We start from the raw sequence: 17,833 nt of genomic DNA, 5'->3' as shown, positions 1-17,833 counted from the left end.
AGACGAAAGCGACTCGCCGGGCGCAAAGCGGCGTTATGCCGGTTAAAATCGCCGTAATCAAGCCGGGATTATCGCGAGAATAACGATCATGCAGTTCGGGGAACGGGCGGGGAATGATGCAATTCGCTTAATGCGCGGAATTCGATGGGTTCGATCCGCGCGATTGGGCGTGTTTGGCGTGTTTGGCGTGGTTCGCGTGGGTATTGCGCTGATTGCCACCCATGGCGCGGCGCAAGCCGATTGCATCGACGACGCGGCGGCGTTTCATCACGTCAACGTGGGACTCATGCGGGCCATTGCCCAGGTGGAATCGGGCACACGCACGAACGTGATCAATCCGAATACCGACGGCTCGTTCGATATCGGCCTGATGCAGATAAACAGTTCGTGGCTGCCGCGGCTTTCGCAGGAAGGCATTACGAAACAAAGCCTGTTCGATCCCTGCACGAACGCCTATGTGGGCGCGTGGATTCTTTCCGAGAATATCCGGCAATTCGGGCCAACGTGGATCGCTATCGGCGCGTATAACGCCTCGTCGCCCGACAAACGGCTCGCGTATGCACACAAGGTTTATGACGCGGCCCAGTCTATCGTCAATACACCGGATTCACCCATGCCTATTCTTCCGCCGTCGTACATGCCGCCCCAAACGTACAACCCGTTTGCCAGCCTCGCGGTCAATCAGGTGAAACTGGCGCCGCATGCGGCGACTACGCCGTCCGCCCCGGCCGCGTTGATGGCGAAGCCGGGCGCGGCAAGTGCCGCCGCCACGCCGGGTACGTTCCATTTCGACTGGACCATCGAGGGCGTGGCGGCTGCGCGTCCGGTGCAGGTCTTCGACGACGGCAGCAAAATTTATGTGCAATTCGGCGACCTGAAAAAAGTGCCGGCGATTTTCTCGGAGACGCCGCGCGGCCGCGTGATTCTGCAATGGGAAGCGCAGCCGCCTTATGCGGTCATCTCCGCGCCTGCGGACACGCTGGTGTTTCAGTTGGGCGATGCGGAGGCAAAGGCGCGGCGCACGGCGCACGAAGCGCCGCTGCCGGCTGGCGGCGTGACCACGCAGGCGGCGAAAGCGCCAACGGGTGCGACGGTGGCCGCGTCGCCAGCGGGCGAGCGCAAAGCCACGTCAGCCGCGAGCGGGGCGCTTTGGTATGTTTCCGTGAAGTCGGGCGCTTCGGGCACGTCGGCGGGCGACGTTCAATCGGACGCAACGCAGACTGAGCCAACGGCGCAAGTCACGCCGATCCCCACGGTCGCGGCACCGGCCCCGGCACCAGCGGAGAACGCGAACCGCAGCAATGTGAATACCGACGCGCTTTGGTATCTGTCGAAATGAGGTGGCGAAAGTGAGGCTTCGCGAGTGCTAATGCGGGATGTAAAGAGCGTTTGACGCTCGTATTCGCGAATGGCGGCCGTCCAGGGAATACGCCAGCAAACGCGCTTTTAAAGCCAGCGCTTCCGCAGCGAGCGATGCATGACCTTCCGCGTGATCCGCAACGTCACCGTTCATCGGCGGCATGCCTTTTAATTATCTTTGTTCCTATGCGCGGGAATGCGCGGAACCATTGCGAAGGTTGATTCGCAACGCCAGAAATAAAAACTTCGAAGTGAAAACGATTTCAATCACCCGGCATTGAAATCGGGCTGGCAAAATCCCAAGACGTCATTTGCCAGGGGTTTTTATGGATGTTATTTCGGTCAAACTTACTCAACCGCTCGTGCGTGCGGATTCGCTGTGGTTCTCCGCCTATGAATTCGGCTGGGGCTATCGGGCATTCGAAATTCCCGGCGACGTTGCCAAGAATCAGCTCGGCGCGGCCGACGGCAGCGCGCAAAAATTGACGCTCGCATTCGGTCTGGGCCGCCAGACCATCGCCAAAGCCGTCGAGTCGGTCGAACTGGACTATCGGGGCGAGCGCATCGTCCTGCGCGCAGGCGACCTGGCGTAACGCGGCCCGGCGCGCGATTGCCGCCTTGTGCAGGCGTTGCCGCGCCCGTGCCGCGCGGCCTGCGTCAATGCGGGCACGGCTCGCCCGGCTGCCGCCCGTACAGCGCCCGGTTGCGGCCCGTGGCCTTCGCGGCGTACAGCCCTTTGTCGGCCAGTTGCACGAGGTCCGAGGGCTGGCGGCACGCGGGCGTGAGCGACGCCACGCCCGCGCTGACCGTAACGAAGCCGCGCACGCTGCCCGCGTGCGTGATATGCAGATTGGCCACCGCGCGGCCAATGCGCTCGGCAACCGCTAGCGGGTCGAGCGCGTCCTTACCCGAGAGCACGATGGCCAGTTCCTCGCCGCCGTAACGCGCGACCACGCAGCCGCCGTGCACGCTCATCAGGTTCTGGATCGCGTGGCTGATCGCGCGCAGACAGTCGTCGCCGGCCACGTGGCCATAAAGGTCGTTGTACTGCTTGAAGTAATCGACGTCGATCATGATGACCGCGAGCGCGCTGTGCAGGCGTGCGGCGCGCGCAAATTCTTCGTCGAGCGTCATGTCGAACTGGCGCCGGTTCGCGAGACCCGTGAGACCGTCCTGCATGGCGAGCCGTTGCAGCGTCTTGTTGGCGTTCGTGAGCGCCTGCTGGGTCGCGATCAGTTCGGTTTCGGCGTGCGCGCGCAGGCGAATCTGCATCGTGAGCCGCAGCCCGAAGAAGCCGATCGCCGCCACCAGCAAACCCACGCCCGCCGAGTGAACCAGCGTCTCGCGCCACCATTGGCTGAGCGATTCGTCCTTCGACAATGCGGCCGCGACGAAGAGCGGATATTGATCGACGCGCCGGTAGCTGAAGATGCGCACGACGCCGTCCTGCGTGGACGGACTCGTGTAAACGCCGTCCGGGCCATGCGCGCGATAGGTCTGGTAGAGCGTGCTCTTGCGCACGTCCTTGCCGATGAAGCTGTCGTCGTAAGGGCGGCGCACGATCATCGTGCCGTTGTCGAGCACCATGGCGATGGCGCCCGCTTGCCCGATGTTCAGGCTGCTGTAGAAGTCCTCGAAATAGTCGATGTTGATCGTGGCGACAGCGATGCCCGCGAAGCTGCCGTCCGCATGATCGACGCGGCGCGAGATCGGCAGAATCCATTTGCCCGAGATCCGGCTGCGCACCGGTGCGCCGATGTGCGGCCCCGGATCCGTGTGCGTCTTGTGAAACGTGAAGAACTCGCGGTCGACAATATTCGGGTAGCTCGAGATCGTTTGAATCGAACTCGTGATGCACTCGCCGCGCTCGTTGTAGGCGAACAGTCCGTTGAGGTATTTGAGCTGGCCCACCCGCATGATCATCATGCGGCGCAGGCGCGACATCGGCAGCGCGTCGGTGCCTTCGGATTCGAGCCGTTCGACGATACCGAGCAGCGCCATGTCGCTCTGCGTGATCGTGTCCTCCACATCCTGCGCGGCGGCGCGCGAGAGATTGGAGGCCGCGACCTCGACCTCCTTCAGCTGCACGGCGCGCGCGCGCCAGCCTTCCCACACGTCCATGGCAATCAGGCACAGACAGGTGAAGGCGACAAAGGCGACAGCCCTGAGGCTGACGGAATCGGTGCGAGGCATGAAGTTTCGGCGCGTTGGTATTGGGTCTCGATCGGCTGCCCGCCTGGCAGCAATGCAGGCTGATTAACGGCAAAAACTCAGTTCGCCTTAACAGCGTGCGTACCCGGTGTCACGCCCATACAACGGTCGCCTCGCATCGACCGCGCACTCACTACGCCACGACTCAGGGCTTACCCTTGCATCCGCTGACGCGATACGGATTCGGCGCGCGCGTCCCTGGCGCGAGCGTGGTGCACGCCCGCCATTAGCCCGCGCAGTTCGTGACGGCCGCGCGCGGTTTCGCCAGACCCACGCCAATCGTCACGAGGCTCGCGAGCGTCATGACAAAGGCCAGCATCACGGCCACGTGCAGTCCCGCCGCGAGATCGCCGGACTCGGGGCGCACGAGCGAGCCGAACACGCCCACGCCCACTACGCCGCCGATCTGCCGAGCGGTATTGAGCACGCCGGATGCGATGCCGATGGACGTGGCTTCGACATGCGCGAGCACGGCGGTATTGATCGACGGCACCGCGAGCGCCACGCCCGTGCCCACCGCGAGCATGGGCAAGCCGATGGCGAGCGCGCTGCTGTCCGCGTGGATGAACGCCAGCGCCAGGTAACCGAGCGCCGCGAGCGACTGGCCGGCCACCATCGGCAAACGATGCCCGAAGCGCGCGGTGAGGCGGCCCGAGATCACGTTCGCGACGGTCACGACGGCGGTCATCGGCAGGAAGGCGATGCCGGTTTCGAGCGGCGTGTCGTGACGCGCGGTCTGGAAGAACAGGCTCATCGCGAACATCAGGCCGTAGTAGCCGAAGTTCAGCGTGAGGCCCGTGATCGAGCTGACGTTCAGCACGGCGTTGCGAAACAGCGCGAGCGGCAGCAGCGGCTGCGCGTGGCGCGCTTCCACGGCGATGAACAGCGCGCCCGCGGCCAGCGCCGCCGCGAGGCTCGTCAGGACGGTCGCGCTCGCCCAGCCGAGCCGGCCGCCTTCGATCACGGCATAGGTCAGCGCGGCCAGCGTGACGACCGCGAGCGCTTGCCCGGCCAGATCGATACGGCGCGCCGCGTGACGCACGGTGTCGGGCGCGTGCGCGAGCGTGAGCCAGATTCCGGCGATACCGATCGGCACGTTGACGAGGAAGATCGACTGCCAGCCGAACCGGTCGACCAGTACGCCGCCCACCAGCGGCCCCGCGCCGAGCGCGAGCGCCGCGGTGCCCGCCCAGATGCTGACGGCCTTCGCGCGCGCGTGCGCTTCGGGGAACGCCGCGCCGAGCAGCGCCAGCGAGGAGGGCACGCAGAGCGCCGCGCCCACGCCTTGCAGCACGCGCGAGGCGACCAGCACCGCCGCGCCGCCCGAGAGGCCGCAGCCGATCGAGGCGCAGGTGAACACCGCGAAGCCGCCGACGAACACGCGCCGCGCGCCGAAGCGGTCGGCGAGCGCGCCCGCCGTGAGCAGCAGGCAGGCGAACGCCAGCGTGTAGGCGTTGACGACCCATTCGAGCGCGGTCGCGTCAATCGCGAGGCTCGCGCGAATACGGGCGAGCGCGACGTTCACGACAGTCACGTCGAGACAGATGATGACGAAGCCGAGACTCGTCGCGAGCAAGGCCAGCCGCGACGATTGCCGCGGCGCAGGAGCAGGTGTGCGCATGATGTCGGTGCGGAGGATGGCGCGCGCGGGCCGGACGGGCGTAAGTTGCCGTGTCGCGGGGATGCGCGGAAGCCGCCGTAAAGCGGCGGTAAAGCCCGAACTGTATTCCATAAGCCGGGCTTGATAAACGGCGGTCACCTGACAACAGAACCCGGTATTATTGGGGAATGGATCTTCTCAAAGCGATGACCGTGTTCGTGCGCGTGGTCGAAACCGGCAGCCTCACGGCGGCGGCGGTGGCGTGCGACCTGTCGCCGACCATGGTCGGCACGCACCTGCAAGCCCTGGAAGCACGGCTCGGCACGCGGCTCATTCATCGCACCACGCGCAAGCAGCAGGTCAGCGCGTTCGGTCAGACCTACTACGAACGCTGCGTCGAGATCCTCGGCTTGATCGACGATTCCGAGCGGCTCGCGCACGACCATCTCGCAACGCCGCGCGGCCGCCTGCGCTTGACCGCGCCGGTCATGTTCACCAACGAATGCCTGATTCCCGCCATCGCCGACTATTGCGAGCGCTATCCCGAGGTGAAGCTCGATATCGTCGCCACCGACGCCGTTGCGGATCTCATCAACGACGGTTTCGAGGCGGCCATCCGCATCGGCACGCTCGGCAATCCGGATCTCGTCGCGCGGCCGCTCAAGCCGTATCGGCTCGTGCTGTGCGCGACGCGTGCGTACCTGAAAGCGCACGGCACGCCCGCGACGCCCGAGGCGCTGGTCACGCACCAGTGCCTGACTTACGCGTATCCGCCGCGCTCCGAGTGGTATGCGGCGCAGCCCGAGTGGGTGTTGCAAGGCGAGGCGGGGCGCGTGGCCGTGCGGGTGGACGGGCGCCTGAAAATCGACAACTCCGAAGCGTTGCGGCGCGCCGTGTTGCGCGGTCTCGGCATTGCCATGCTGCCGGAGATTCTCGTGCACGACGACCTGCGCGCGAAGCGGCTCGTGGAAGTCCTGCCGGACCATGCCGCGCCCGAGCGGCAATTGAATCTGCTGTATTTGCGCGAGCAACAGACCTCGCCGAAATTGCGGAGTTTCATCGAGTTCGTGTTGGCGCGGTTCGGCGCGGAGCCGGCTCCTGAAGCTTGATTCGGGGCGCGTACGCCGTAGCGGCGCCTTTATGACTCGAGCGGATAAACGTATCGGATTTCCTTCGTTGTCAGCGGTTTCGCGCGCACGTAGATTGAGCGCGCGCTGCACGACAACGCTTACAACAAGGAAATCCCGAAGATGATCGAGAAGATTGGCAAGGCGTTCACGCGCCGCACGCGTGCCCTGCGCCGCACCGGCGCGGCGTCGCTCGTCGCGTTGCTGGCTGGCGCGAGCCTGGGCGTTTCGGCGCCGGCGCATGCCGAGGGGCAGATTCGTATCGCCGAGCAGTTCGGTGTGGTGTATCTGATGCTCAACGTCGCGCGCGATCAGCATTTCATCGAGCAGGAAGGCCGCAAGGAAGGCATCGACATCAAGGTGGACTGGCTGCGCCTGTCGGGCGGCGCGGCGGTCAACGACGCGCTGTTGTCCGGCGCCGTGGACATCGCCGGGGCGGGCGTGGGGCCGCTTCTCACGGTGTGGGACCGCACGCACGGGCGGCAGAACGTGAAGGGCGTGGCGTCGCTCGGCAATCTGCCGTATTACCTCGTGAGCACGAATCCGAACGTCAAGACTATCGCCGACCTCACGAGCAAGGACCACATTGCCGTGCCGGCCGTGGGGGTCTCGGTGCAATCGCGCGTGCTGCAATACGCGGCGGCCAAGCAGTGGGGCGACAAGCAGTTCGACAAGCTCGACCCGCTCACGCAGGCGATCCCGCACCCCGACGCCACCGCGGCGATCATCGCCAATAGCACCGTGGTGACGGGCCACTTCGGCAATCCGCCGTTCCAGCAACAGGAACTCGCCGCGAATCCGAAAGCGCACATCGTGCTCAATTCGTACGACGTGCTCGGTGGCCCGAGTTCGGCCACCGTGCTGTACGCGACGGAAAAGTTTCGTCAGGACAATCCCAGGACATACCGCGCATTCGTGGCGGCGCTCGTGGACGCCGCGAAACTCATCGACGCGCATCCCGACCAGGCCGCCGACATCTATATTCGCGTGAACGATTCGAAGATCGACCGCAATCTGCTGATCAAGATCCTGCGCGATCCGCAGGTGCGCTTCCAGACCGCGCCGCAGAATACGCTGGGCCTCGCGCAGTTCATGTATCGCGTGGGCGCGATCCGCAACGAGCCGAAATCGTGGCGCGACTATTTCTTCGACGATCCGGCTATTTCCGGCGGTAGCTGAGTGTTGCCGAGCGCCGCGCGCGACGCCGCGTTCCTGGGCGTCGCAGCGGCGTATTTCGCGCTTATGCGCCGGCCTCGTTTGAATATGGCGAATCGTTGGTTGGGCGTGGCGGCGAATGCTCGTATGTTGTCGTTTTCTCTGCTGACCAGGCTATCGTGAACGTCACCACCTCCCGAATCTGGCATGGCGCATCGGACGCCGCCGCCGCGTCTCCCGCACGCGCGGACGCGCGCCGTGTGCCGGCGGAAAGCACGCTGCCGCCCGAATTGCCGATGTCCCCGTCGGCGCGCAGCGAACGCCTGCTCGCCATCGAGCGCGTGAGCCTCGAATACCGCAATCGCGAGCGCATCGTGCGCGCCACGCAAGACGTGAGTTTCGATGTCTACGGCGCGGACCGCTTCGTGCTGCTCGGCCCTTCGGGTTGCGGCAAATCCACCTTGCTCAAGGCTATCGCGGGCTTTATCGAGCCGGTGGCCGGTTCGATCTCGCTGGCGGGCGAAACCGTGAGCGGTCCCGGCGCCGATCGCGTGGTGGTGTTCCAGGAGTTCGATCAGTTGCCGCCGTGGAAAACCGTGGTCGAGAACGTGGCGTTTCCGCTGCGCGTGGCGCGCAAGGTAAGCCGCGCCGAAGCGCGCGAGCGTGCCCTGCATTATCTCGACAAGGTCGGGCTCGCGGCGTTTGCGAACGCGTATCCGCACACGCTTTCGGGCGGCATGAAGCAGCGCGTGGCCATTGCCCGCGCACTGGCGATGCAGCCGCGCGTCCTGCTGATGGACGAACCGTTCGCGGCGCTCGACGCGCTCACGCGCCGCAAGATGCAGGAGGAGTTGCTGCGTCTTTGGGAGGACGAACGATTCACGCTGCTGTTCGTCACGCATTCGATCGAGGAAGCCCTCGTGATCGGCAACCGGATTCTGCTGCTGTCGCCGCATCCGGGGCGCGTGCGCGCGGAGCTGAACAGTCACGACTATTCGCATGCGAGCCTGGGTGGCGTGGACTTTCGCGAGAGCGTCGCGCGCATTCACCGTTTGCTGTTCGATACGAATCCCGAGGAAGTTCACGCATGAGTACGCCCCACGCCTCCTTGCCGCCGCTGCCGCCCGTGCGCGGCGAATACGAACGGCCGTTGCAACCCGTCGCGCGCGCCGAGATTTCCGCACCGCTGCCGCTCGCGCGCCGCGTGCTCGACTCGGGCTGGCTGCGCCGCACGCTGATCGCGCTGGTGTTGATCGCGGGCTGGGAGATCACGGCGCGTATCGTCGCCAACGATCTGCTGGTGCCGACCTTCGGCGCCACGCTCCGCGCATTCGTTCAGGGCATCGTGAGCGGCGAACTGCTCGTGAAAACCGGGATCTCGATGTCGGTGCTGCTACGCGGTTACGCGATCGGCGTGGTGCTGGCGTTCGCGCTGACCTCGCTCGCCGTATCCACGCGCATGGGCCGCGATCTGCTTTCGATGCTCACGGCGATGTTCAACCCGCTGCCCTCCATCGCCTTGCTGCCCATCGCGCTGCTGTGGTTCGGGCTGGGCACGGGCAGTCTGCTGTTCGTGCTCGTGCACGCGGTGCTGTGGCCGCTCGCGCTCAACATGTACACGGGCTTTCTCGGCGTGCCGGCCACGCTGCGCATGGCGGGCCGCAACTATGGGCTCAACGGCTTGCGGCAGGTCGCGCTGATCCTCGTGCCCGCCGCGCTGCCGTCGATCATCGCGGGGCTGCGCGTGGGCTGGGCGTTCGCGTGGCGCACGCTGATCGCCGCCGAACTCGTGTTCGGCGCGAGCGCGGGCCAGGGCGGGCTCGGCTGGTACATCTTCCAGAATCGCAACGAGCTTTACACCGACCGCGTATTCGCGGGTCTCGCGGCCGTGATCGTGATCGGTCTCGCGGTCGAACATCTCGTGTTCGATACGCTCGAACGCCTGACCGTGCGCCGCTGGGGCGTGCAGCATTGATCGCTAATGCGGCTGCTTTGGGCGTGACAGGGCCGGGCGCCAAGCCAGCGTAGTCGCGCCCGCGCACCTCACGCGCAGAGGGCGCCGGGCTTCCTGCGCTCTCGCATGACGGCGAGCCGTTCGCGCTCGCCGCTCGAGGACTCGCCTTTCTGCGGCACGGGCGGTGACTTGCCGGCCGCGCTGCGCCTCGCCTCGCCTCGCCAACGCGACATCGTCTTGTCATCGTGTCCCCGAAGACGAATTGCGCGCCGCTCGAAAATTTTCTCCCGCACTCGACAATATTTGCCTTGCCGAAACGTCTTCAGAGGCATGAAGACGCGCTGGCGCGTCGCCATTCTTTTACGAAGATCGATCGCGCGACAGGCGAAGCAAGGAGATGTGACCGTGGAGAACCCAACCGGGGCATGCAAACAGGACCCGGGCGTAATCGTGCCCGTCGTCGATTTGCAGCGTTGCGAAGGAAAGGGCGATTGCCTGGCGGTCTGCCCGGAAAACGTGTTCGAGATCCGGCGCATCGACGAGAGCGATTACCGCGATCTTGGTTTCATGCATCGCATGAAGCTGAGGGTGCACGGCATGCAGGTGGCGTATACACCCAATGCGATGGCCTGCCGGTCGTGCGGATTATGCGTGACGGCGTGCCCGGAGCGCGCGATCAAACTGGCGAGACACGCTTAAGCGTTGCGCAATAAGGCAGTGAGTTTATGTGCCGCTGCTCTCGATACCCTCATCAAGGACTCCCCATGGCACCGTCGACAGTCAGTCTGTTGCGTCGTCTGCACGACCAGAGCGAGGCGGAAGTGATCGCCCGCGCGCAAGCGCAGTTATCCGGAACGCAGGAAGATTTCCTGCATCTCGTGGAGGAGTACGAAATGCTGGCGCCGCGCTTGCGCGGCCGGTTCCTCGAAACACTGGGCTTGTCCACCGAAGATTTCGAGGCGTCGAACGGAACGACGTTATCGCTCGCGGTATCGGCGGAAACGGGAAAATTTCTGCGCAATATGGTGCTGGCGCATCGGCCAACGCGCATTCTCGAGCTCGGCAGCTCGTACGGCGTGTCGACCCTCTACATTGCCGAGGCACTTCGCACGCTGGGTCGAGGCACGGTCGTCGCCACCGAGCGCGACGCTTCGAAGTGCGAACTGCTGCGCGCTCACGTGGCCGCCGCGCGTCTGGAAGATTATGTCGATGTGCGGGAAGGCGACGTATTCGAGACGATCTCGGCGCTCGATGGCCGCTTCGACATGGTCTTCATGGACATCTGGGCCGACGCTTATCTGCAGGCGTTCCAGCGGATCGAGCGTCTTCTGCGACCGGGTTCGATCGTGCTGACCGACAACATGTACACCGCGGAGCAAGCGGTTGAGGGCTACAAACGCTATCTCGATGCCGCGCCGCGCTTTTCGACAACCACGCTCGATTTCGAATCGGGGATCGAGTTCACCGTTGTCGTTTCGTGAACGGCGAATAACGGTTTGTCGATACTAACCGGTTGAAGGCGGGCGAAATGCATGGGAGCCGATGAGGTTTGTCATCGGCGCTAAAAACTTTCAATTTCCTTTTAAACGCACGCTCGCGAAATTCTTTTGATAACGGCTCAAAGCGCAAGGTTTGTGTAACGTTATAACGTTACACTCACGCAAATCGTGTGACTGCCCAACGTCGGATCGACGCTCTCCGGAGCCGGTTCGCGCTGACTTCGCACGCCCTAAAAATAACGCTTTCAGTCGGGATCATGAACCACCGCACACTCATTTCGCAGGCAGCGCTCGTGGCGTTCGCCGTTGCCGCAAGCGGCCACGTGTGGGCCGCCAACGCCGGCACCACGCTCGACGGCACCGTGCAAGACGCCACCGGCAAGCCGGTTTCTCACGCGGCGGTCATCCTCTCGAATGCCAGCGGCGCCAACGTCGGCCAGACCACGACCGACGCGAGCGGGCACTTCGCGGTCGAGCACGTCGCGCCGGGCACGTATGCGGTCGCCGTCTCGGCGCCGGGCTTTGCCGCCAGTTCGCAGATCGCGACGGCCAGCGCCGATACGCCGGCCAAGGTCGCCGTGGTCATGACGCAAGATTCGACGATGGACGTGCAGGTCAACGCGAAGCGCCTCGATGCCGCGCGCAACGGCCTGCTTCCGGAAACCGGCAGCAGCATCTACCGGATCAGTCACGCCGATATCCAGGCCATGCCGCAAGGCGAAAACACGCCGCTGAATCAGGTGCTGCTGCAAGCGCCGGGTGTGGCGGCCGACTCGTACGGTCAACTGCACGTTCGCGGCGACCACGCCGACTTGCAGTACCGTATCAACGGCATCATGATTCCCGAGCCGATCAGCGGCTTTGGCCAGGCGCTCGACACGCGCATCATCGATCAGGTCAATCTGCTCACGGGCGCGCTGCCCGCGGAGTACGGCTATCGCACGGCGGGCATCGTGGATATCCGCACCAAGTCGGGCGATCTGGGCAATGGCGGTTCCGTCGATGTCTATGGCGGCAATCGCGGCACGCTTCAGACCAGCGCCGACGTCTATGGCAGCAAAGGCGATTTCAGCTACTTTTTCAGCGGCTCGCTGGGTGCGAACAACCTGGGGATCGAGGCGCCCACGTCGTCGCCCGACCCGGTGCACGATCGCACGCGCCAGGGCAACGCGTTCGGCTACATGTCGTACATCATCAATCCGCTCACGCGCGTGAGCGTGATGTTCGGCACCACGTCCAACCAGTTCGAAATTCCCAATACGCCGGGCCTTGCGCCGAACTTCTCGCTGGCGGGCGTGCCGTCGTTCGACTCCGCGAATCTGAACGAAACGCAGTCGGAGTTGAATAACTTCGCGGTGGTCGCGTTGCAGGGCACCAACGGCGGCGCGCTCGACTACCAGGTGGCGTTCTTCACGCGCTATACGCGCACGCAGTTCAACCCCGACCCCGCGGGCGATCTGATCTTCAACGGCGTGGCCTCGCAGGACTTTCACAACGACACCGCCAATGGCTTGCAGGCCGATACGACTTATCGTCTCAACGACCGGCACACGATTCGCGCGGGTCTGATGCTGCAACAGGAACATGCGAGCTTCTGGGACAACGTGTCGGTGTTTCCCGCCGACGCCGACGGCAACCAGACCTCGAACGTTCCGTTCACGCTCTCCGACTCGAGCGGCAAAACGGGCTATCTGTATAGCGCGTACATCCAGGACGAGTGGAAGATCAACGACCGGCTCACGATCAACTACGGCCTGCGCTACGACGGCATGGACGAGTACGTGCAGGCGAACCAGGTGAGTCCGCGTATTGGCGCGGTATTCAAACTCACGCCAACCACGGCCTTCCACGCGGGCTACTCGCGCTATTTCACGCCGCCTTCCATGGAACTGGTTGCCAGTTCGACAATCAATCGCTACGCGGGCACGACCAACCAGAGCGAGGTCACGCAGAACGATCCCGTGCAGCCCGAGCGCGACGACTACTTCGACATTGGCGTGACGCAGCAAGTCGGTTCCGCGCTCACGCTGGGTCTCGACGCTTACTACAAGAAAGCGCACAACCTGCTCGATCTCGGCCAGTTCGGCGCCGCGCTCATGTACACGCCGTTCAACTATCAGTACGGTCGCGTCTATGGCGTCGAATTCACCGCCAATTACAAGCACGACAATGTCTCTGCGTATCTGAATCTCGCGTATAGCCGCGCGCAGGGCAAGAACGTCGACTCCGCGCAATTCAACTTCGGCGCCGACGAACTCGCTTTCATCGCCAATAACTGGGTCTTCCTCGATCACGACCAGCGCGTGACCGCTTCGTTCGGCGGCTCGTACGACTGGCACCACACGACCTTCACCCTGGACGGCACGGTCGGCAGCGGCTTGCGCAACGGCTTCGCCAATACGGGCAAGCTGCCACTCTACGCGCAGTTCAACCTGGCCGTGATCCAGCATTTCGACTTGCCGATGATCGGCAAGGTTGACGGGCGCGTCGTCGTGGTCAATGCATTTGGGAGAACCTACGAGTTGCGCGACGGGTCGGGCATCGGCGTGTTCGCGCCGCAGTACGGGCCGTATCGCGCGTTCTACGCGGGTGTCACCAAATACTTCTGACAACGAACCATCAACGGATACGCTCATGCAAGACTGGCTCGGAATCGTACAGGCCGCGCGTATTGGCGGCTGGGTCGTGTATCCGCTGACTCTGCTCGCCGTGATCGCGCTCGTCGTCGTGCTCGACCGCGCCTGGGTCTTCTGGCGCTTCGCCGCCGTGGCGCAGCCGGATGCCGACGGCAAGGTTTCCGGCGAGACGGATCTGGCCGCCGCGATCGGGCGCCTGCCGCCGCAGCACGCGCTGCGCAGGCTGCTGGAACCGCTCATGCGCAACGCCACGAAGCCCGCGTGGTGGATCGAGGCGAGGGCGAACGCGCTCGCCCTGGAGATCCAGCGCGAGATGTCGCGCGGGCTGTGGGTGCTCGAAACCATCGTGACCGCGGCGCCGCTGCTCGGGCTGCTGGGCACTATCGTCGGCATGATGCACGCGTTCAGGCTGATCGGTAACAACGGGCTCGTCAATCCCGGCGGCGTAACGGGGGGCGTGGCGCAGGCGCTCGTGGCCACCGCCATCGGCCTCGTGATCGCACTGGTTTCGCTGTTCGCGTTCAACTACTTCTCGCGGCGCACCGAGCGGCTCGTGGAGGAACTCGAAACCGCGGCGAACGCCTGGCTGAGCGATGTGCGGCTCGCCCAGGAACGCGAGGCGCCTGCGCGATGAAACTGCAACGCTCACGGGCCTCGAAGCGCGGCCGCATCGAGATCATTCCGATGATCGACGTGATGTTCTTTCTGCTCGCCACGTTCATGCTCGCTTCGCTCGCGATGCAGCGGCTCGACGCGGTCAAGCTCGATCTGCCGCAAGGCGTGGCGCAGCCGTTGACGGCACAAGCCCCGCTGACGCTCGGCATCACCCGCGACGGCCAGTTGCAGCTGAACCGCCAGGCCGTGACGTTGAACCAGCTCGCCGCGAGCGTGAAGCGCCTGCTTGGACCCGATGGCGATGTGGTGGTGGCCGCCGACGCGGGCGCGCCGAACGGCCTCGTCGTGCAGGCCATGTTGCAGGCGCGGCAGGGCGGAGCGGCCCACTTCCTGATTGCGGTTCAGCGTGATCGGCCGTAACGCCATGCGCATGGTGACGCTGCTCGATGCGCGCCGTCCGCGTGCCGTGGCGGGTTGCGTGCTGGCCGTGGCGCTGTGGTCCGCGTTCGTCGGGGGCTTTGTCGGCGAGCTGGCCGTCGCGCCGCAAGCCGCGCCACCCGTGACGCTCGATGCGCGCCTCGTGGAGATCGTGCCGCCGCCGGCGCCTTCGTTGCCTCGCCCGTTGACTCCCTCGCCGCCAACTGCGGCGCCTCGGGCGGCTGCGCACGTGCCCGCGCCAGCGCGCTCGATGCCCGTGACGCACTTGGCCGCGCCGCATGCCGCTGCGTCGATTCCCGCGCCCTTGGCAAAGCCCGCTGCGACGCCCGTGCCGTCCCCGGCGCCAGAAACCGCGCCTGCCGCCGCGCCGCAAGCGACAACCGCCGCGCGCTCCGCCACGGACGCGCCTGCCGCCGCAACCGACGCGAACGCCTCGGGCAATGCGGCCGCGCATGCGCTCGTGCAACCCTTGCCCGTGATCCCCGACGACCTGCGTGACCAGGGATACCAGGCGCTCGCGCTCGCCCGCTTCACCATTCATGCCGACGGTTCGGTCGACGTCGCGCTCGTGCATCCCACGCAGAACCCGCGGCTCAACCAGATCCTGCTCGAAAGCTTGCGTAAATGGCGCTTCTTTCCGGCCATGAAAGCGGGGCACCCGGTGGAAAGCGAGCAGGATATCCGGGTGCATTTCAACGTCGAGTAAGGTTGCGCGACGTTGCCGCTAAGCGGACTGTGCGCACGCCCAAACCCTTGCACAATACCGCCTATGCAAGCTCCCGACCTCGAACGCCTCGTCACGCTCACCATGCCCTACGGCAAATACAAGGGCCGCCTGATCGCGGACCTGCCCGGGCATTACCTCAACTGGTTCGCCCGCGAAGGGTTCCCGCAAGGCGAACTCGGGCGACTGCTCGCGCTGATGCACGAGCTGGACCATAACGGATTGAAAGGTTTGCTCGATCCGCTGCGCAAGCGCGCCTAGCGTCACTCGCGCACGCCGCCCAACCCTGAAGCTAATCTTTGCAGTTTACCTTCATATCTTCTAGAATGCGCGGATGACCCAGCGCATCGATCCCGCCACGCCCGAACTCGCGCACGCCATTGCCGGCGACTTGCGCGCGGTGGTCGGCAAGCTCCGGCGCCGGTTTCGCGAGCACGCGATTCTCGGCGACTTCACGCCCTCGCAACTGGCCGTGATCCTGCGGCTCGAACGCGAAGGGCCGGCCACCGTGTCGAATCTCGCACGGGCGGAAGGCATGCGCCCGCAATCCATGGGCACGCTCGTTGCCGCGCTCGAAGCCGGCGGTCACGCGAGCGGCGCGCCCGATCCCAACGACGGCCGCCAGACGCTCTGGTCGCTCACCGAAAGCCTGCGCAAATCGCTCAAGGCAGGGCGCGCGGCGCGTCAGGACTGGCTGTCGCATCGCATCGAAGAACGGCTCACGGCCGCCGAGCAGCGTCAGGTGGTTGCGACGCTCGCGCTGCTCGAACGTCTCGTCGACGAGTGATGCGCACGCATCGCCTTCGTTCATTGCTTCGCATCCCTGATCATTTTCGCCGGAGCCGCTTCATGTCCGCGATGTCACGTCCCAGCCGCGTTCCGGAGCGCGTATGAGCACCCCGGCCACGGGCATTTTTCGCTCGCTCAAAACGTACAATTACCGCGTTTGGGCGGCGGGCGCGCTCGTGTCCAACGTCGGTACGTGGATGCAGCGCACGGCGCAAGACTGGCTCGTGCTCACGGGCCTCACGCATCACAGCGCGGCGGCGGTGGGCATCGTCATGAGCCTGCAGTTCGGGCCGCAAATGCTGTTTCTGCCGTGGTCCGGCTATGCAGCGGATCACATGGATCAGCGCAAGCTGCTGATGTACACGCAGGCCACGTTGGGCGCGCTGTCCATCGTGCTCGGCGTGCTCACGGTCACGCATGTGGTGCAGTTGTGGCACGTCTACGTCTTCGCGTTTCTGTTCGGTTGCGCCACGGCGTTCGACTCGCCCGTGCGTCAGACCTTCGTGTCCGAACTCGTGCGCGACGCCGACCTGCCCAATGCCGTCGCGCTCAATTCCACTTCGTTCAACGCCGCGCGCATGATCGGCCCGGCGGTGGCGGGCGTCGTCATCGCGGGCGTGGGCGTGGGTTGGGCATTCGTGCTCAACGGGCTGTCGTTCATCGCGGTACTGATCTCGCTCACGCGGTTGCGCGTGGACGAATTGCGCGCGGCCAAGCTCAAAACCCCCGCGAAGGGCGGTCTTGCCGCGGGCTTTCACTACGTGTGGGGACGTCCCGACCTCAAGGCGATCGTCATCATGCTGTTTCTGATCGGCACGTTCGGCCTGAACTTTCCGATCTTCATCTCGACGATGGCCGTGCGCGTCTTTCATGCCGAGGCGGGGCGCTACGGCCTGCTGTCTTCGCTGATGGCGGTGGGCACGATGAGCGGCGCGTTTTTCGGCGCGGGACGCAGCCAGCCGCGTTTCATGTCGCTGCTGATCGCCTCGGCGGTGTTCGGCGTGGGCTGCACGCTGGCGGCGGTCGCGCCCGGCTACTGGTGGTTCGGGGCGGCGCTGGTGGTGATCGGCATTGCGTCGCTCACGTTCATGACCGAAACCAACAGCCTCATGCAGCTATCGACGGAACCCGGCATGCGCGGCCGCGTGCTGGCGATCCGTCTCGCCGTGGCGCTGGGCGGCACGCCCATCGGTGCGCCGATCGTCGGCTGGATCGCCGATCATTGGGGCCCGCGCTGGGCCTTGCTCGTGGGCGCGGCCGCCGGGTTCGCGGCCGCCGTGGTGGCCGCGCGCGCGGTGGCGCGGCGCGCGCACATCAAGGCATGACTCGGCGCAACCCTGCCTGCCGCGTTGCAGCATGTCAGCAAGGTAATAAGCCGAACTCGAGCCGCGGGCTTCCCTCAAAGCTTCCCTGAAATCTCGATCAATATCCGGCCATCCTCGACTTTTGCCGGGTATGTCGCGAGTTTCACGCACACGGGCGCGCCGAGCGGCCTGCCGTCGCGAATGTCGAAGCGGCCGTTGTGCTTCGGGCATTCGATCACGTGGCCCATCACGAGCCCGTCGCCAAGGTGCACCTGTTCGTGCGTGCAGAGGCCGTCGCTGGCGAACACTTCGTCGTCCACGCGGTAGATCGCAAAGGTGCGCCCGCCGTGGTCGAAGCGCATGACGTCTTCGTCGTCGATCTCGTCGAGCGCGACCGCATCGATCCATTGCGTCATCGTTGA

The 17,833-nt window shown here is 65.1% G+C and carries 18 protein-coding genes; 15 read left to right on the top strand and 3 right to left on the bottom strand.

Annotation, left to right across the window (positions count from 1 at the left end; translation table 11 throughout):
- Positions 1–169: 169 nt before the first annotated feature.
- Together FAZ98_RS33095 and FAZ98_RS33090 are read left to right on the top strand one after the other, a co-directional pair.
- Positions 170–1,339 (top strand): lytic transglycosylase domain-containing protein, encoded by a 1,170-nt coding sequence (locus FAZ98_RS33095; protein WP_233272975.1) that lies wholly within the window; start codon positions 170–172, stop codon positions 1,337–1,339.
- 346 nt (positions 1,340–1,685) lie between these two features.
- Positions 1,686–1,952 (top strand): hypothetical protein, encoded by a 267-nt coding sequence (locus FAZ98_RS33090; protein WP_158958084.1) that lies wholly within the window; start codon positions 1,686–1,688, stop codon positions 1,950–1,952.
- 64 nt (positions 1,953–2,016) lie between these two features.
- Here FAZ98_RS33090 and FAZ98_RS33085 read toward each other — a convergent pair whose 3' ends face one another.
- Positions 2,017–3,552: a sensor domain-containing diguanylate cyclase gene (locus tag FAZ98_RS33085; protein ID WP_158958082.1), complete on the bottom strand. Its 1,536-nt coding sequence runs from the start codon at positions 3,550–3,552 to the stop codon at positions 2,017–2,019.
- Positions 3,553–3,796: 244 nt separating this feature from the next.
- Complete coding sequence (locus FAZ98_RS33080) at positions 3,797–5,191, bottom strand: MFS transporter (protein WP_158958080.1); 1,395 nt, start codon at positions 5,189–5,191, stop codon at positions 3,797–3,799.
- Between the two features lie 167 nt (positions 5,192–5,358).
- Between FAZ98_RS33080 and FAZ98_RS33075 the strand changes: the two genes are divergently transcribed.
- The 13 genes from FAZ98_RS33075 (at position 5,359) to FAZ98_RS33015 (ending at position 17,432) form a co-directional block, all read left to right on the top strand.
- Positions 5,359–6,279, top strand: coding sequence for a LysR family transcriptional regulator (locus tag FAZ98_RS33075; RefSeq protein ID WP_158958078.1), 921 nt, complete (start codon positions 5,359–5,361; stop codon positions 6,277–6,279).
- Between the two features lie 141 nt (positions 6,280–6,420).
- On the top strand, positions 6,421–7,476 hold the full coding sequence (locus tag FAZ98_RS33070; protein ID WP_158958076.1) for an ABC transporter substrate-binding protein: 1,056 nt from the start codon (positions 6,421–6,423) through the stop codon (positions 7,474–7,476).
- 155 nt (positions 7,477–7,631) lie between these two features.
- Complete coding sequence (locus tag FAZ98_RS33065) at positions 7,632–8,543, top strand: ABC transporter ATP-binding protein (RefSeq protein WP_407672151.1); 912 nt, start codon at positions 7,632–7,634, stop codon at positions 8,541–8,543.
- Positions 8,540–9,427: an ABC transporter permease gene (locus tag FAZ98_RS33060; RefSeq protein ID WP_158958074.1), complete on the top strand. Its 888-nt coding sequence runs from the start codon at positions 8,540–8,542 to the stop codon at positions 9,425–9,427. Before FAZ98_RS33065 ends, FAZ98_RS33060 begins: the two co-directional genes overlap by 4 nt.
- A gap of 384 nt (positions 9,428–9,811) precedes the next feature.
- Positions 9,812–10,105 (top strand): 4Fe-4S dicluster domain-containing protein, encoded by a 294-nt coding sequence (locus tag FAZ98_RS33055; protein ID WP_407672171.1) that lies wholly within the window; start codon positions 9,812–9,814, stop codon positions 10,103–10,105.
- 65 nt (positions 10,106–10,170) lie between these two features.
- A complete protein-coding gene (locus tag FAZ98_RS33050; RefSeq protein WP_158958703.1) occupies positions 10,171–10,887 on the top strand; it encodes an O-methyltransferase in 717 nt (238 codons plus the stop codon).
- A 275-nt stretch (positions 10,888–11,162) separates the two neighbouring features.
- A complete protein-coding gene (locus FAZ98_RS33045) occupies positions 11,163–13,514 on the top strand; it encodes a TonB-dependent receptor (RefSeq protein WP_158958072.1) in 2,352 nt (783 codons plus the stop codon).
- Between the two features lie 25 nt (positions 13,515–13,539).
- Positions 13,540–14,175, top strand: coding sequence for a MotA/TolQ/ExbB proton channel family protein (locus FAZ98_RS33040; protein ID WP_158958070.1), 636 nt, complete (start codon positions 13,540–13,542; stop codon positions 14,173–14,175).
- A complete protein-coding gene (locus FAZ98_RS33035; RefSeq protein ID WP_158958068.1) occupies positions 14,172–14,576 on the top strand; it encodes an ExbD/TolR family protein in 405 nt (134 codons plus the stop codon). Before FAZ98_RS33040 ends, FAZ98_RS33035 begins: the two co-directional genes overlap by 4 nt.
- A complete protein-coding gene (locus FAZ98_RS33030; protein ID WP_233272974.1) occupies positions 14,563–15,300 on the top strand; it encodes an energy transducer TonB in 738 nt (245 codons plus the stop codon). Before FAZ98_RS33035 ends, FAZ98_RS33030 begins: the two co-directional genes overlap by 14 nt.
- Positions 15,301–15,363: 63 nt before the next feature.
- Positions 15,364–15,579, top strand: coding sequence for a DUF3820 family protein (locus FAZ98_RS33025; protein ID WP_158958066.1), 216 nt, complete (start codon positions 15,364–15,366; stop codon positions 15,577–15,579).
- A 73-nt stretch (positions 15,580–15,652) separates the two neighbouring features.
- A complete protein-coding gene (locus tag FAZ98_RS33020) occupies positions 15,653–16,105 on the top strand; it encodes a MarR family winged helix-turn-helix transcriptional regulator (protein WP_158958064.1) in 453 nt (150 codons plus the stop codon).
- A 103-nt stretch (positions 16,106–16,208) separates the two neighbouring features.
- Positions 16,209–17,432, top strand: a complete 1,224-nt coding sequence (locus tag FAZ98_RS33015) for an MFS transporter (protein ID WP_158958062.1) — start codon at positions 16,209–16,211, stop codon at positions 17,430–17,432.
- A 74-nt stretch (positions 17,433–17,506) separates the two neighbouring features.
- Here the strand turns inward: FAZ98_RS33015 and FAZ98_RS33010 are convergent, their stop codons facing one another.
- Positions 17,507–17,827 carry a MocE family 2Fe-2S type ferredoxin gene (locus FAZ98_RS33010; protein ID WP_158958060.1) on the bottom strand — a complete coding sequence of 107 codons (321 nt, stop codon included), beginning with the start codon at positions 17,825–17,827 and terminating at the stop codon, positions 17,507–17,509.
- Positions 17,828–17,833: the final 6 nt, after the last annotated feature.

Source organism: Paraburkholderia acidisoli (assembly GCF_009789675.1).
GTDB classification, from domain to species: domain Bacteria; phylum Pseudomonadota; class Gammaproteobacteria; order Burkholderiales; family Burkholderiaceae; genus Paraburkholderia; species Paraburkholderia acidisoli.
Note: the sequence above shows the minus strand (reverse complement) of the source record. Positions and strands in the feature narration are given on the sequence as shown.

Bases quoted from the DNA above. Each gene is read 5' to 3' on its own strand.
- FAZ98_RS33090 (WP_158958084.1), top strand. From the start codon at position 1,686: ATGGATGTTATTTCGGTCAAACTTACTCAACCGCTCGTGCGTGCGGAT.
- FAZ98_RS33085 (WP_158958082.1), bottom strand. From the start codon at position 3,552: ATGCCTCGCACCGATTCCGTCAGCCTCAGGGCTGTCGCCTTTGTCGCC.
- FAZ98_RS33080 (WP_158958080.1), bottom strand. From the start codon at position 5,191: ATGCGCACACCTGCTCCTGCGCCGCGGCAATCGTCGCGGCTGGCCTTG.
- FAZ98_RS33075 (WP_158958078.1), top strand. From the start codon at position 5,359: ATGGATCTTCTCAAAGCGATGACCGTGTTCGTGCGCGTGGTCGAAACC.
- FAZ98_RS33070 (WP_158958076.1), top strand. From the start codon at position 6,421: ATGATCGAGAAGATTGGCAAGGCGTTCACGCGCCGCACGCGTGCCCTG.
- FAZ98_RS33060 (WP_158958074.1), top strand. From the start codon at position 8,540: ATGAGTACGCCCCACGCCTCCTTGCCGCCGCTGCCGCCCGTGCGCGGC.
- FAZ98_RS33050 (WP_158958703.1), top strand. From the start codon at position 10,171: ATGGCACCGTCGACAGTCAGTCTGTTGCGTCGTCTGCACGACCAGAGC.
- FAZ98_RS33045 (WP_158958072.1), top strand. From the start codon at position 11,163: ATGAACCACCGCACACTCATTTCGCAGGCAGCGCTCGTGGCGTTCGCC.
- FAZ98_RS33040 (WP_158958070.1), top strand. From the start codon at position 13,540: ATGCAAGACTGGCTCGGAATCGTACAGGCCGCGCGTATTGGCGGCTGG.
- FAZ98_RS33035 (WP_158958068.1), top strand. From the start codon at position 14,172: ATGAAACTGCAACGCTCACGGGCCTCGAAGCGCGGCCGCATCGAGATC.
- FAZ98_RS33025 (WP_158958066.1), top strand. From the start codon at position 15,364: ATGCAAGCTCCCGACCTCGAACGCCTCGTCACGCTCACCATGCCCTAC.
- FAZ98_RS33020 (WP_158958064.1), top strand. From the start codon at position 15,653: ATGACCCAGCGCATCGATCCCGCCACGCCCGAACTCGCGCACGCCATT.
- FAZ98_RS33015 (WP_158958062.1), top strand. From the start codon at position 16,209: ATGAGCACCCCGGCCACGGGCATTTTTCGCTCGCTCAAAACGTACAAT.
- FAZ98_RS33010 (WP_158958060.1), bottom strand. From the start codon at position 17,827: ATGACGCAATGGATCGATGCGGTCGCGCTCGACGAGATCGACGACGAA.